Source organism: Dyella humicola (assembly GCF_026283945.1).
Lineage (GTDB): Bacteria > Pseudomonadota > Gammaproteobacteria > Xanthomonadales > Rhodanobacteraceae > Dyella > Dyella humicola.
This window is the reverse complement of the sequence record NZ_JAPDPC010000004.1, coordinates 201,061-213,693: the sequence shown is the minus strand read 5'-3', so window position 1 is coordinate 213,693 and position 12,633 is coordinate 201,061. Positions and strand designations below refer to the sequence as shown.

Here is a 12,633-nt window from a genome sequence, read left to right as displayed (position 1 = left end):
CGCCACCGAAACGCTCGGCGCCAACCTTCGTCAGCGCGGCCGTCAGCGTCGTCTTGCCGTGGTCCACGTGACCAATCGTGCCGACGTTGACGTGCGGCTTGGTGCGTTCGAATTTACCCTTTGCCATACGCCTAAAACCCCGATGGAGTCAGATGATGAAAACTGGAATGATACCCGCGGACCGCGGTGAGATGGTGCTCATGACTGGAATCGAACCAGCGACCTCTTCCTTACCAAGGAAGTGCTCTACCGACTGAGCTACATGAGCACGAAACAAAACACCTAAGACGACTTCAATGGAGCGGGAGACGGGGATCGAACCCGCACCATCAGCTTGGAAGGCTGAGGTTCTACCATTGAACTACTCCCGCCTGGAGAAACAGCCTTACGCGGAAATCGTCTGGTGGAGGGAGGTGGATTCGAACCACCGAAGGCGTAAGCCAGCAGATTTACAGTCTGCCCCCGTTGGCCGCTTGGGTATCCCTCCAACAAAGAACGGCTATTGTGTGGATGAGCCCCTTGGCTGTCAACACCTGCCGCGGGATTTTCAGCGTTTTTCCGCGATTATTTTGCCGGCAGCGCGACCTTACCCCGTGCACTGCCCAACCAAACCGACATTCCAGCGAAAGCTGGGATGACGAGCAAGAGCGCACCTAGATGCTCTGGGCAGCGTGCGTATCCACCAGCTGCTCCATCTCCTTGGACAACTCCATCAGCTTCATGGCCTGCTGCTGCAGGCGTTGCTCGTTGGTGTCGCGCGGCAACCAGCTGGGCACCGGCGTCGGCTTGCCCTCCGGGGCGTCCAGCGCCACGAACACCATCACGCAACTGGTGGCCAGATGGTGCTCATCCTTGCGCAGGTCGCGCGCCAGCACGTCCACCGCCATGTGCATGCTCGAACGCCCAGTATGGATCAGGCGGGCCCGCACGGTGACCAGGTCGCCAATCAGGATGGGCGCCACGAACTGGATGCCACTGACCGAGGCCGTGACGCAATAAGCCCCACTCCAGGCCACCGCGCAGGCATAGCCGGCCTGGTCGATCCACTTCATCACCATGCCGCCGTGCACTTTGCCGCCGAAATTGACATCGGTGGGCTGGGCCAGGAAACGGAAACTGACTTCGTGCTGCTTTCCAGGCATGGGTTGCGTACTCCAATGGGCGCTGGTCGATAGCCGTCGATTATGCGCCCGCGACGGAATGGCGCGATAGGGAACCCGAGCACTCAGCCCCGATGTCGGGCATGCCGCGCCGCGCCTACCCGATAAATCATCGGCACACTGACAATCGCGTCGGCAGGCCGCTTTGCCGCCGCATTGGGCTCGAAACCCAGACTCAGATAGACCGGCACGGCCCCGATGGCCGCATTCAAAGTGAAGAAGCGCGTGCCCGCCCGCCGAATGCTGTCGCGCATGAGGCGATGCCAAAGCTTTGTGGCAACGCCCTGCCCCTGGTAGCGCGTACCCACAAACAGCTGGAAGACGTGACTGTCGTCGCGAATGGCGGCGGTGCCGACCAGGACGTCGTTGACGAAGGCGAGATGAAAACGCTGGCCTGCATCGATCTTTTGCCGAATGGATCTGGCCGTCATGCCCGCGAGTATCAGCGCCGCTGCCTTGGCGCTCTGCCTGGGAAGAATCCAGCGTCGGGTGACGCGTCGGGCGAGCACGCCAATGGCGCGAGCGTCATCCGGTCGACCAAGCCGAAAATGCACGTTCATCGTCATCGCGTGATCTCAAGAAGCCTCATCACCCGCTCCACCACCTACCCTGCGGACACCGCCTACGAATCTAAATTTGAGCGTGCCTGACGTCGAGTCTAAATGAGCCCCGCGCAACGGCGTTGTCGAAATTGGCCGATGCGCCTTTCAGACTTATCCGACATCACCAAGAACATTTCATGCGTACTGTCTGTGCCTCTTAACCAGAACCTAACCTAGGAAAGGTGTTGTATGAGGCTCGGAGAAAACAAACTGTGTGCGTCGGTGCGTCTGGCGTTGTCGCTGGGTGTGCTTGCAGCAGGCACTTATGGCACAGCTGCTTTCGCACAGGACGGATCCTCGGATCACGCCAAGAGCAAGACGCTGGAAACGGTCACCGTGACCGGTTCGCTGATTCGCCGCGTCGATGTCGAGACGGCCAGCCCGGTCGTCACCATCGATCGCGCCCAGATCCAGGCCACCGGCAAGCAGACGCTGGGCGATCTAGTGCAGCAGTTGCCGGCGATGACCGGCGGTAACGTCAACCCGCAAACCAATAACAGTGGCGGTACTGGCGGTTCGACCATCAACCTGCGCGGCCTGGGGTCCAAGCGCACGCTGATCCTGATCGATGGCCAGCGCCTGCTCAGTAAGGATCCGAATGCGATTCCGGCCGACGCGATCGAGCGCATCGAAGTGCTGCCGACCGGCGCCTCAGCGACCTACGGTTCGGATGCCATCGGCGGCGTGGTCAACTTCATCCTGCGCAAGAACTACCAGGGCGCCACCTTCACCGCGAACGTCGGCCAGTCCGATCGCAACGACGGTGAACAGAGCGGCTACACCTTCACTTTCGGACAGACTTCCGACAAGGGAAGCATCATGGCCGGACTGAACTACAACAAGCAGGATGGCGTGCTGTCAGGTAACCGCGACTTCTCCAGGAATGCGCTCAGTCTTTCCGGTACACAGGTCAGGGTGGGTGGCTCCTCCAACACCCCGTATGGTCACATCCAGCTTCCTACGGACTTCAAGGGGCTCTTCCCAGGCGGCTGTAGCTCCTCTGGCTACATAACCCTGAATCCGGGCGGCAATAGTCAGGTTGTTACACCGGCCAACTACCATTGCTATGGCAATGCCGACAAGTACAACTACGCCGCGGTCAACCTGATCATGACCCCGCAGGAGCGCACCGGTGGCTTCATCAACGGTGACTACCACCTGGGCGACCACGTCACGGCCTACGTGGATGCTGTCTATCAGAAGACCTCGGCCAATTTTCAGCTAGCGCCGGCTGTCTACGGCACCGGCACGGGCGTCGTGGTTGCCTCCGACAACGCGTTCAACCCGTTCGGCGCCACCTATCAGACGCCCGTCGCGGCAACAGATCAGAGGTTTGGCTCCCGTCTGGTCACAGGTGGTGTGCGCGCAGCCTTCACTGGCAGGACGGACGCCCAAATCAACACGGGCTTCAAGGGTGATTTCACCGTCTGGGACAAGAACTGGAACTGGGATGTTGGCTTCAACTACGGCCACCAGAGCCAATCCATCACGACTACAGGCCTGGCTGACCAGAGCAAGTTGTACACAGGCTCCTCAACCAGGAATCCGGATGGAACCGCGTTGTGCCCGCCCGGCACCGATCCGGTTGCCTGCCAGTTCAATCCATTCGACATCCACGCGCCGGGTAGCATCGCGGCGATCAAGGCCGCCAGCACCGCAGCCCCGTCGAATATCTACACGATCCAGAAGACTTGGCATGCCGGCCTGAGCGGTGAACTGTTTAGCCTGCCGGCGGGCGCTGTGCAGTTGGCCGGTGGTTTTGAATATCGCAAGGACTACCAGCACTCGGTGCCGTCGCCGCAATTGGTGGTCGATCCCTCCACCGGTAGCTGCGTTTTGGGCAGCCAGTGCCTCAGCGCCGTGCAAGGTGGCTACAGCACCAAGGATCTGTATGCGGAAACGCTGATTCCGGTGCTCGCCGGACTGCCTGGCGTGCAGTCACTGAACCTCATCATTGGTGATCGTTATTCGCGTATCCAGGGTTTCGGCAGCACCAACAATTTCAAGTTTGCGATGGAATACAAGCCATTCGACGACTTGCTGTTGCGCGGCACCATGCAGGACGTATTCCGTGCCCCGTCGCTGACCGAGCTGTACGCTTCTGGCTCTGATGCGCCGATGATCCATACTGATCCGTGTACCGGTTACAGGGGAGCACCTGCTGGTTCACCGCTAGCCTTGGCTTGCCAGAATGTACCGATCGACGGCTCGTTCACGAACACGAACGCTGTTGAACGCAACCAGGCCGGCACGATCGTGCAGGGTGCGCGTGTGGCGGGCATACCGATCAAGCCGGAGCACGGCAAGTCTTACGATTTCGGCCTGGTGTACAGCCCGTCGTACATTCCTGGCCTGTCCACGACCGTCGACCTCTGGCGCGTGAACCTCCAAGACACCATCACCACGGTGGGCCTACAGAGCCTGCTCAATGTTTGCGCCGCGGGTGCGACCCAGTATTGCCAGTTCATCGCTCGCGATGCCACGGGCCAGATCTCGCCAGCCACGATTGAGCCGGTAGCAAACCTTGGCTCCATCAACACCAGTGGTATTGACTGGTCGGCGAACTACAAGCTGCCGCAGTTCTCCTTCGGCCAGATCAACGTTGGCGTCAGTGCGACCTATCTGAAGTACTACAACCAGGATACGGCACCTGGCGTTGCGGCCGCAGACATCTACAGGAATGCGGGTCACGTCTTGCCGTATGGCTCGGCGGCCTCAGCGGCCTGTCCGGATAATTCCGGTGTCTGCTTGTTCCCACGCTGGCGTGGGCAGGGTTTTGTGAACTGGCAGGAAGGTGGCTGGAGTGCTCAGTGGCGCATGCGCTACATCGGCCGCTTCCAGAACGGTGGTGCGGCCGGTTCGCCGCAGGACAGCTACCCGGACGGCAATTCAGGCACGATCCTCAAGTACGGCTCGACGATCTACAACGACGTCTCACTCGGCTACAACATCGCACCGATTAGTACGCGCGTGGACTTTGGCGTGAACAACCTGTTCGACAAGCAGCCGCCCATGCTGTACGCGAACAACACGCTCAACGCCAACACCGACCCGAGCGACTTCGACCTGATGGGTCGTTACTGGTGGGCTCGCGTGACGGTCAAGTTCTAACTCACAAGCAACTAGCGTCAAAACTAGAAGGGCCGCGTGAATAATTCACGCGGCCCTCTTTTTTTTCGGCTGGCGATTCGCTCGAGCTCCCAAGCCATGCCCTCCCATTGCGAGGCCGCCGTGGCTGTCGGACAGCGGATGGCGGCTTGGGTGATGTCGACTCAGACGTTGAACAGGAAGTGCAGCACGTCGCCGTCCTTGACGATGTAGTCCTTGCCTTCCTTGCGCAAACGACCCGCCGCGGCGGCGCCGGCCTCGCCCTTGTACTGGATGAAGTCGTCGTAGGAGACGGTTTCCGAACGGATGAAGCCGCGCTCGAAATCGGTGTGGATCACACCGGCGGCCTGTGGCGCGGTGAAGCCACGCTTGATCGTCCAGGCGCGCACTTCCTTCACGCCAGCGGTGAAGTAGGTCTGCAGGTTCAGCAGCTTGTAGCCCGCACGGATCACGCGATTGAGGCCTGGCTCGTCGAGGCCCAGGTCCTTGAGGAATTCATCGCGGTCGGCGTCGTCGAGTTGCGCCATCTCTTCTTCGATGGCGGCACAGACCGGCACCACTTCGGCGCCTTCGGTGATCGCGCGTTCGCGCACGGCATCAAGATGATGGTTGTTCTCGAAACCGTCTTCGCGCACGTTGGCGATGTACATCAGCGGCTTGAGCGTGAGCAGGAACAGATCGCGCACCAGCGCCTTCTCTTCCTCATCCAGACCCAGGCTGCGTGCCGACTTGCCTTCGTTGAGGCCGGCGGCGAGCTTCTGCAGCACCGGCTTCTTGGCCTGTGCCTCCTTGTCGTTGGCCTTGGCCGCGCGCTCGGCACGGTTCAGGGCCTTTTCCACGGAGTCCAGATCAGCCAGCGCCAGCTCGGTGTCGATGGTTTCGATATCGGCGATCGGATCGATCTTGCCGGCGACGTGCACGATGTCACCGTGCTCGAAGCAACGCACGACGTGAGCGATGGCATCCACTTCGCGGATATGCGCGAGGAATTTGTTGCCCAGGCCCTCGCCCTTCGACGCGCCCGCCACCAGGCCGGCGATATCGACGAACTCCACCGCGGTAGGCACCACCTTTTGCGGATTGACGATGTCCGACAGCGCCTGCAGGCGCGGATCGGGCACGGGCACCACGCCCACGTTCGGCTCGATCGTGCAGAACGGGAAATTGGCCGCAGCGATACCCGCCTTGGTCAGCGCGTTGAACAGGGTGGACTTGCCGACGTTAGGCAGGCCGACGATGCCGCATTTGATGCCCATGGGGACTCCGGAAAACTGAAAGCTGGGGAAAGGTGGTGGGTCGCGTGGCGAACGAAATCAGGCGGCGGTGTTTAGCCGGGCGCCTTGTTCCCGTTGCCGCGTTCGCCATTCACTCCTCCCGGGGTATGTAGGTGTTGCATGGCCTTGTCGAACTGGCCGTCGACCGCCAGCGGCAGCACATCGAGTGCGCGCGCAATGCCATCGACGATGGCGTCCTCATCCTTCACGGATGGGCGACCAAGCACCCAAGGCGTCACCTTGTCTTTGTGGCCGGGATGGCCAATGCCAACCCGCAGGCGATGAAATTTCGCGTGACCGAGATGCATCACGATGTCGCGCAGGCCGTTCTGGCCACCATGACCGCCATCGAACTTCAGGCGTACGGTACCGGGATCGAGGTCCAGCTCATCGTGAGCGACCAGGCATTCTTCCGGCTCGATCTTGTAGTAGCGCAGCGCCGAAACGACGGCGATGCCACTCTTGTTCATGAAGGTGGAGGGCTTGAGCAGCCAGACCGACGAGCCACCGATGCGGACCTTGCAGGTCTCGCCATGCAGCTTGCCGTCGAAACCGAAGCGCTCGCCCTGCCCTGACGCCAGGGCGTCAACAAACCAGAACCCGGCGTTGTGCCGGGTTCGGAGATAGTCGGCACCGGGGTTACCCAGTCCGACAATGAGGCGCAGTCCCGCCATAAAACGCAGCAAGCTCGCGTGCGGTCCGCACCCGACGTGGGTGCGGACCGCTGCGACTTACTTCTTGGGAGCCGGGGCGGCCGGTGCGGCAGCAGCCTCACCTTCAGCCGGAGCGGCCTCAACCTCTTCCTTCACCGTGTTGGCGGTGACGACAGCGGTGTCGTGGTCGGCGCCCAGGTGCAGCGCGACGATCTCCACGCCCTTCGGCAGCTTGAGCTCCGACAGGTGGATGATGTCGCCCGGCTTGACGTCGGCCAGGTCGAGTTCGATGAACTCCGGCAGATCCTTCGGCAGGCAGGAGATTTCCACTTCGGTCAGGTTGTGCGAGATCACCACGCCCGAGGTCTTGGCGGCAGCCGACTTTTCCTGGTTCAGGAAGTGCAGCGGCACGCTGATGCGGATGGCGGCGTTCTCGTCGACGCGCAGGAAGTCCATGTGCAGCATCTGCATCTTGAATGGATGCTTCTGCCAGTCACGCACCAGCACCTTTTGCACCTTGCCGTCGACGTTCAGGTCGAGCACGGAGGAGAAGAACCACTCGTGCTTGGCGGCGAGCAGAATGGTGTTGTGCTCGATCTGGATGCTCTCCGGAGCCGAACCGGCACCGTAGACAACAGCAGGCACAAAGCCGGTGTGACGCAGGCGGCGGCTCGCACCTTTCCCCTCGTCCTTACGGCTTAGAGCCTTGATTTCATGAGTCGTGGCCATTTCAGTATTGCCTTCAGTTAAAGAAGCCGCCTCGCGGCAGCCCAGGTGACTCCCCCGCGACCAGAGGAGTCATAAAACGGTGACAGGCAAACGCGCCCGCCACCCGAAACTCAATCGACGTACAGCGAACTCACCGACTCGCCAAAGGCGATGCGGCGGATCGTTTCAGCCAGCAACTCGGCGACCGAGAGCTGACGGATCTTGGCGCAGGCCTGCACTTCCGGGCGCAGCGGCAAGGTATTGGTGACCACCAGCTGGTCGAGCTGGGAGCCTTCGATATTGCTGATGGCGGCGCCGGACAACACCGGGTGCACGCAGTACGCCACCACCTTGCGGGCGCCGCGCTCCTTCAGAGCTGCCGCTGCCGCGCAAAGCGTACCGGCGGTGTCGACGATGTCGTCCACCAGCACGCAGGTCTTGCCATCGACGTCGCCGATGATGTTCATCACGGTGGCCACGTTCGCCTTCGGACGACGCTTGTCGATGATGGCCAGGTCAGCATCATCGAGGCGCTTGGCCATCGCACGGGCGCGCACTACGCCACCGACGTCCGGACTGACCACGATCAGGTCGTCCATGCTGTGGTTGCGCCAGATGTCCGCCAACAGCACCGGCGAGGCATACACGTTGTCCACCGGGATGTCGAAGAAGCCCTGGATCTGATCGGCGTGCAGGTCCACCGTCAGCACGCGATCCACACCCGCGGTACCGATCATGCGGGCCGCCAGCTTCGCCGTGATCGGCACGCGCGCCGAGCGCGGGCGACGATCCTGACGGGCGTAGCCGAAGTAGGGCATCACCGCGGTCACGCTGGCCGCCGAGGCGCGCTTGAGCGCGTCCACCAGCACCAGCAGCTCGAACAGGTTCTCAGCACTCGGCGCGCCGGTGGGCTGGAGCACGAACACTTCCTGGCGGCGGACGTTCTCTTCGATCTCCACCTGCGATTCGCCGTCGCTGAAGCGACCGACCAGCGCCTTGCCCAGGGGCACGCCAAGACGCTGGGCGACATCCTCAGCGAGCGCACGGTGCGCATTGCCGGTGAAGAGCATCGGGCCGGACGTATCGACTGTCATTTGTTTAAACCTGAGCCATTGTGTGGAATGGCTGGGGCGGCAGGATTCGAACCTGCGCATGCGGGAATCAAAATCCCGTGCCTTAACCAGCTTGGCGACGCCCCAGTATCACTGGATTTTTCTGTTACTTGCCTGCCCTGCCGACACCGCGGTGGCGCGCCAGGGTCACATGCAGCGTAGACGTGTTCACCCCCATGGCCACATGGGCCGTAAAGCGGGGAGGACAACGTTCCGCTACGGCTTCGGCACGCTCTGGGGACTCCGTCTCCAGGAACACACACGCACCGCTGCCGGAAAGCCTTGCCCGGCCGAAGCCGCCGAGCCAGTCCAGCGCCGCCGCCACGCGCGGATGACGCGCGCGGACTACGGGGGTGAACGTGTTCTCGACTGTTTCGCCCGAAGCAAAGGATGAAATTGTGGCTGGCGGAGCATTTCGTGTCAATTCAGGCGCTTGAAAAAGTGCCGAAGTAGGCACGTGTTCATGGGGCTCAAGCACCACATACCAGGACCGTGGAAGGGCCAGCGGCGTCAGTTTTTCGCCTATGCCCTCAGCCCACGCTGAACGACCGCGCACGAAGACAGGCACGTCCGCACCCAGCTGGCGGCCCAGGTCGGCCAGCTCGTCCTCGCCCAGCCCCGCCCCCCACAGCCGGTTCAAAGCCACCAGGACGGTGGCTGCATCGGAGCTACCACCGCCCAGCCCGCCACCCATGGGGATACGCTTGACCAGCTCGATATCCGCGCCGACGCCAACGGGTGCATGCGGCTGCAGCAAGCGGGCGGCGCGAACCACCAGGTCGTTGTCAGCGGGCACCTCCGGCACGTCGGTGAGACGGTGAACCTCGCCGTCGTGGCGCACACGCAGCGAGATTTCGTCGCCCCAGTCGAGCAGTTGGAAGACCGTCTGCAACTCGTGATAGCCATCGGCTCGACGGCCGGTGATCCGAAGGAACAGATTCAGCTTGGCAGGAGCCGGCCACACGGACCATTCACCCGGCGTCAGCGGCGCCAACGGACGGCTCATGAACACGCGCAGGTCATCGGGAAACCCATTTTCGCGATCGCGTTCGCGGGCAAAGCCAAACCGCGGATCATCCTTGTCGACCGCGGCGAAACCGTGTTTTGCATAGAAAGGCGCATTCCACGGCACATCCGCCAGCGTGCCGAGATCGACCCGGTGATAGCCGGCCGCCCTCGCCCAGGCGCAAGCATGCTCAAGCAGGGCTGCGCCGATGCCGCGCTGGCCGTGAGACGGCAACACATCCATCTCGGCAATACCCATCGCATCGCCGCCCTCTTCCGCATCCAGCCACACGAAACCGACCGGCTCGCCGGAGCCGATGACCGCCGCCCATACCAGGCCGCGGGCAATCGCCTCGCGCAACACCTCGGGTGGCACCGATACGCGCCGATACGACGGCCACGCCCGATGGCCACGGAACAGCTCCACCGCGGCGCGCTCGATAGCGCAAAGAGCATCAACGTGGTCGAGATGGGCGCGCTCGATATGGAAGGTCATAAGTAAGACTTTGGCGTTCTCCCCCTCTCCTGCGGGGGGAGAGGGAAAAGCACGGTCACTGGATGCTCCACGACTCCACCGACAGCCTCACCTTGTACGGCGGGTTTTCGGCGAACACCTTGGTCGGCACGGCCGGTTTGCGCGTCGTGTCCCAGCCGGGGTAGCTGACGCTCCAGCCATCCTGGGTCAGTTGCGTCGGCAGCCCATCGTCACCGAACTTCAGCTCGGCCGGGCCACTATCCGCGCGCAGGCCAAGCACCCAGGCGCGCAGATCATGCAGGGGCACATGCCAGCCCAGCACGTTCTGCACCAGCGATTCCGCGTCCGGACTGCGCTGGGGGCCGCCCTCCACCCCTTCCAACAGCGCACCATCGGGCGTCACGCTGAGGCGGAAGCTCTTGCTGCCCACCGGGCCATGCACTTCGAATTGGTAGCTGTCGCCGTTCTGGGTCCAGGTCAACGTGCCGCTGCCGCCCCGGCTTTTGCCATCAACCACACCGGACACGCCGAGCTTGCCCTGCAGGACCCAGTGATCGGCATTGGCCAGCAGGTGCTCGCGGGCTCGCTGCTGGTCGAGCAGGACGGCATAGTCAACCTTGGGTGCCGCGGGACGGACCTGCTCCCGAGGGGCGCAGGCAGCGAGCAGCAGCGGCAACGCTACCGCCATCAGTCGAATCGGAAGCTTCATGGATTGAGGCGCTTGAGAGTGTTGTGGAGGTTGGCGCTTTGCGGGTCGATCTTACGCACTTCGTCGAACACGCGCCGCGCGTCCTCCTGGCGCCCCTGCTTCCACAGCACCTCGCCAAGGTGCACGCCGACATCGGCGTCCTTATTGGCCTGCCAAGCACTGCGCAGGGTGGTCTCGGCTTGGTCCAGATGGCCTAGCCTGTATTGCAGCCAGCCCCAGGAGTCCTGGATGGCGGGATCGTTCGGCCGCGCCGCGCGAGCCGTTTCAATCAGCCTTTGCGCCTCGGACAGGTCGCGATTGGCATCGGCCAGCGTGTAGCCGAGCGCGTTGATGGCGTCGGTGTCGTCCGGCTTGAGCTCCAACAGGCGCCGAAAGTCCGTGACCGCCTGGTCGACCTGACCCTCCTCGGCGTAGGCCAAGCCCCGCCCGTACAGTAACGACGGATCATCGGGCATCACCTGCAGCGCCCGACTGAAGGCATGCTCAGCCTGCGTGTACTGCTGCTCATCCATATACAACTCGGCGTCCGCCTCGTACGCGCGGCGCAGCAGCGCCGGCTGATCGAGGTAGTCGGTCTGCATCTGTGCCAGCTGCTCGTGGGCCTCGGCGCTGCGACCGGTGGCCTGCAGCAGCACGGCGCTGCGCAGGTCCGCATCGAAGGCGTGCTCGTCGTCATCGGGCACTTCGCCGTACCACTTCAGCGCTTCCTGCTTGTGGTCCAGCATTTCGGCGAGCTGGCCCAGCAGATAGGCGCTGCTTTTCTGCAGCTCTTTGGGCGAACGCTGCAACTGGTTGTACAGGCGCGTCAGCGTCTTGGTGTCGTTGCTGCGGGCGGCCAGCGCCGCGCGCAAGGCATAGGTGTCGGCATCCTGCGGACCGCTGTCCAGCAAGCGGGCGGCGCCCGCATCGTCGCCGCTCTGCCCAAGCAAGGTCGCGTAGGCGAGGCGCAGCCGAGTGTTCTTCGGATCCTTGGCCAACGCCTTGTCGAACAGCACTTTGGCGCCCGCCTTGTCGCCATTGCGGAACTTCATCTGGGCGGCCCAGGCATAGGTTTCCGCCGTGCCGAAGCGCTTCATGGCCGCATCGGCTATCTGCTGTGCATACGCATGGCGCTCCAGCTTGTCGCCGAGTTCGCTCATGGCCAGCCAGGCCTGCGGATCGGGCGGCAGTCGTTGCGGCGTTGCCACGGCCTCCAGTAATTGAGCGGCCTGGGCGGCGTCGCGACTGCCCAGCAGCACCCGGCCGAATTGGCGCCAGGCATCCGGATCGCCACTGCTGACCAGCAGCTCAAGCTGCCGCTGTGCCTCGTCTGTATTGCCTTGAGACAGCGCCAGCTCGGCCCGCGCCTGGGCCAACGGCCCTGACTTGGCGCCCAGGGCCTTCCAACGCGCGATGGCTGTTTCTGCGGCAGGCACATCGCGCACGGCGATGGCCAACGCCGCCGCCTGCTCGGCCACGCGAGGGTCGCTGGAGAGCATCATGGCGCGGCTATAGGCGGCCGATGCCCCCTTGAGATCGGTATGGGTCAGCGCCATCTCGCCAGCCATCAGCTGGGCCACGAGATCGTGGTCCGCGTCAGACGTCGCCACCACCATGTGATTCAGCGGCTGCGCGGGGGCGGCCGAGCCCCGGGCAGGCTTGCCAAGTGCCATGGCACAGCCAGCCAGCGTCAGCACCACCATCCCGCTCGCCGCAAAATGCCGCAGTTGCTTGAACTTGGACCACCTGCTCAGCACACTATTCTCCGCTCATCCGTCTGTTACGGCCGCTGTTACTCTAGAACGACCGGTGCTAACCCCTAGTTTACGCCGCCGGATGCTTCCCGCC

11 protein-coding genes and 4 tRNA genes are annotated in these 12,633 nt (G+C 62.9%); 1 reads left to right on the top strand and 14 read right to left on the bottom strand.

Annotated elements, in window-relative coordinates; translation table 11 throughout:
• The 6 genes from OUZ30_RS19470 to OUZ30_RS19445 form a co-directional block, all read right to left on the bottom strand.
• A partial coding sequence (locus tag OUZ30_RS19470) for a GTP-binding protein (RefSeq protein WP_229730253.1) occupies window positions 1–127 on the bottom strand: 127 nt, incomplete at its 3' end.
• Between the two features lie 65 nt (window positions 128–192).
• Window positions 193–268 (bottom strand) — tRNA-Thr (locus OUZ30_RS19465).
• A gap of 29 nt (window positions 269–297) precedes the next feature.
• Window positions 298–371 (bottom strand) — tRNA-Gly (locus OUZ30_RS19460).
• Between the two features lie 30 nt (window positions 372–401).
• Window positions 402–487, bottom strand: a tRNA-Tyr gene (locus OUZ30_RS19455).
• A gap of 166 nt (window positions 488–653) precedes the next feature.
• Window positions 654–1,142 carry an acyl-CoA thioesterase gene (locus OUZ30_RS19450; protein ID WP_266184104.1) on the bottom strand — a complete coding sequence of 163 codons (489 nt, stop codon included), beginning with the start codon at window positions 1,140–1,142 and terminating at the stop codon, window positions 654–656.
• Window positions 1,143–1,225: 83 nt separating this feature from the next.
• Window positions 1,226–1,720 carry a GNAT family N-acetyltransferase gene (locus tag OUZ30_RS19445; protein WP_266184103.1) on the bottom strand — a complete coding sequence of 165 codons (495 nt, stop codon included), beginning with the start codon at window positions 1,718–1,720 and terminating at the stop codon, window positions 1,226–1,228.
• A 231-nt stretch (window positions 1,721–1,951) separates the two neighbouring features.
• Between OUZ30_RS19445 and OUZ30_RS19440 the strand changes: the two genes are divergently transcribed.
• Window positions 1,952–4,873: a TonB-dependent receptor plug domain-containing protein gene (locus tag OUZ30_RS19440; RefSeq protein WP_266184101.1), complete on the top strand. Its 2,922-nt coding sequence runs from the start codon at window positions 1,952–1,954 to the stop codon at window positions 4,871–4,873.
• Window positions 4,874–5,034: 161 nt separating this feature from the next.
• Here OUZ30_RS19440 and ychF read toward each other — a convergent pair whose 3' ends face one another.
• The 8 genes from ychF to OUZ30_RS19400 all read right to left on the bottom strand — a co-directional run bounded on the left by ychF (window position 5,035) and on the right by OUZ30_RS19400 (window position 12,488).
• Complete coding sequence (gene ychF / locus OUZ30_RS19435; protein WP_266184100.1) at window positions 5,035–6,126, bottom strand: redox-regulated ATPase YchF; 1,092 nt, start codon at window positions 6,124–6,126, stop codon at window positions 5,035–5,037.
• 71 nt (window positions 6,127–6,197) lie between these two features.
• Window positions 6,198–6,818, bottom strand: coding sequence for an aminoacyl-tRNA hydrolase (gene pth, locus OUZ30_RS19430; protein ID WP_266184118.1), 621 nt, complete (start codon window positions 6,816–6,818; stop codon window positions 6,198–6,200).
• Between the two features lie 57 nt (window positions 6,819–6,875).
• Window positions 6,876–7,526 carry a 50S ribosomal protein L25/general stress protein Ctc gene (locus OUZ30_RS19425; protein WP_266184099.1) on the bottom strand — a complete coding sequence of 217 codons (651 nt, stop codon included), beginning with the start codon at window positions 7,524–7,526 and terminating at the stop codon, window positions 6,876–6,878.
• Between the two features lie 110 nt (window positions 7,527–7,636).
• A complete protein-coding gene (locus OUZ30_RS19420) occupies window positions 7,637–8,575 on the bottom strand; it encodes a ribose-phosphate diphosphokinase (RefSeq protein WP_266184117.1) in 939 nt (312 codons plus the stop codon).
• A 52-nt stretch (window positions 8,576–8,627) separates the two neighbouring features.
• A tRNA-Gln gene (locus OUZ30_RS19415) sits at window positions 8,628–8,704 on the bottom strand.
• A 19-nt stretch (window positions 8,705–8,723) separates the two neighbouring features.
• Complete coding sequence (ispE, locus tag OUZ30_RS19410) at window positions 8,724–10,118, bottom strand: 4-(cytidine 5'-diphospho)-2-C-methyl-D-erythritol kinase (protein WP_266184098.1); 1,395 nt, start codon at window positions 10,116–10,118, stop codon at window positions 8,724–8,726.
• A gap of 55 nt (window positions 10,119–10,173) precedes the next feature.
• Window positions 10,174–10,806: a lipoprotein insertase outer membrane protein LolB gene (gene lolB / locus OUZ30_RS19405; RefSeq protein ID WP_266184097.1), complete on the bottom strand. Its 633-nt coding sequence runs from the start codon at window positions 10,804–10,806 to the stop codon at window positions 10,174–10,176.
• Complete coding sequence (locus OUZ30_RS19400; protein WP_266184116.1) at window positions 10,803–12,488, bottom strand: tetratricopeptide repeat protein; 1,686 nt, start codon at window positions 12,486–12,488, stop codon at window positions 10,803–10,805. Before OUZ30_RS19400 ends, lolB begins: the two co-directional genes overlap by 4 nt.
• Window positions 12,489–12,633: the final 145 nt, after the last annotated feature.

What these genes read in the sequence shown, in the direction of transcription:
- ychF (WP_266184100.1), bottom strand. Translation starts at nt 6,126, where the DNA reads ATGGGCATCAAATGCGGCATCGTCGGCCTGCCTAACGTCGGCAAGTCC.
- OUZ30_RS19400 (WP_266184116.1), bottom strand. Translation starts at nt 12,488, where the DNA reads ATGGTGGTGCTGACGCTGGCTGGCTGTGCCATGGCACTTGGCAAGCCT.
- ispE (WP_266184098.1), bottom strand. Translation starts at nt 10,118, where the DNA reads ATGACCTTCCATATCGAGCGCGCCCATCTCGACCACGTTGATGCTCTT.
- lolB (WP_266184097.1), bottom strand. Translation starts at nt 10,806, where the DNA reads ATGAAGCTTCCGATTCGACTGATGGCGGTAGCGTTGCCGCTGCTGCTC.
- OUZ30_RS19420 (WP_266184117.1), bottom strand. Translation starts at nt 8,575, where the DNA reads ATGCTCTTCACCGGCAATGCGCACCGTGCGCTCGCTGAGGATGTCGCC.
- OUZ30_RS19450 (WP_266184104.1), bottom strand. Translation starts at nt 1,142, where the DNA reads ATGCCTGGAAAGCAGCACGAAGTCAGTTTCCGTTTCCTGGCCCAGCCC.
- OUZ30_RS19425 (WP_266184099.1), bottom strand. Translation starts at nt 7,526, where the DNA reads ATGGCCACGACTCATGAAATCAAGGCTCTAAGCCGTAAGGACGAGGGG.
- pth (WP_266184118.1), bottom strand. Translation starts at nt 6,818, where the DNA reads ATGGCGGGACTGCGCCTCATTGTCGGACTGGGTAACCCCGGTGCCGAC.
- OUZ30_RS19440 (WP_266184101.1), top strand. Translation starts at nt 1,952, where the DNA reads ATGAGGCTCGGAGAAAACAAACTGTGTGCGTCGGTGCGTCTGGCGTTG.
- OUZ30_RS19445 (WP_266184103.1), bottom strand. Translation starts at nt 1,720, where the DNA reads ATGAACGTGCATTTTCGGCTTGGTCGACCGGATGACGCTCGCGCCATT.